Annotated in this window: 1 protein-coding gene; it reads left to right on the forward strand. The window is 67.5% G+C overall.

Annotation, left to right across the window (positions count from 1 at the left end; genetic code table 11):
- On the forward strand, positions 1-789 hold a 789-nt coding region (locus NA4_RS38425), incomplete at its 5' end, for an ExeA family protein (RefSeq protein WP_067481181.1).
- Between the last annotated feature and the right edge of the window lie 48 nt (positions 790-837).

Genomic DNA, 837 nt, shown 5'->3' on the forward strand with positions numbered 1-837 from the left:
TACGGATTCACCCGCATGCCCTTCGGCCGCGACCTAGCCCCCGCCATGCTGCACCGCCACCCCGGCCACGGCGAAGCCGTCGCCCGCATCACCTGGTGCGTCGACCAACGCGCGATCGGTGTCATCACCGGCGAGGTCGGTGCCGGCAAAACCGTCGCCGTCCGCGCCGCCACCGCCAGCCTGGACTCCTCCCGCCACATCGTGATCTATCTGCCCAACCCCTCGATCGGGGTCCGCGGCATGCTGCATCACATCGTCGCCTCCCTGGGGCACCAGCCCGCCTACCACACCGCGATGCTGACCCCGCAGGCCGCCGACGTCCTATCCGCCGAAGCAGCCGAACGGGGCAGGCTGCCCGTGGTTGCCATCGACGAAGCACACCTACTCGACAACCATCAACTCGAAGCGATCCGCATGCTCACCAACCATGACATGGACTCCACCAGTCCCTTCGCCGCCCTGCTCATCGGCCAGCCCACCCTGCGCCAACGCCTTCGCCTCGGCGTCCTCGCGGCGCTGGACCAACGCATTTCCGTCCGCTACACCCTCACCGGCATGCAACCCGAGGACACCGCCGACTACATCCGCCACCACTGCCGGCTCGCGGGCCGCCAGGACACCCTGTTCTCCGACGATGCAATCGGCTTGATCCACAACGCCTCTCGCGGTCATCCCCGAGCGGTCAACAACCTCGCCGTTCACGCACTCACCGCGGTGTTCGCTGCGGGCAACGCCATCGTCGACGAGAAATCCGCCCGCATCGCCATCACCGAAACCGGCAACGACTGACCAGCATCGGCATCAGCGCCACCACCAAGTCGACGGCCCACACCGTCA

The organism is Nocardia amamiensis NBRC 102102 (genome assembly GCF_001612745.1).
Lineage (GTDB): Bacteria > Actinomycetota > Actinomycetes > Mycobacteriales > Mycobacteriaceae > Nocardia > Nocardia amamiensis.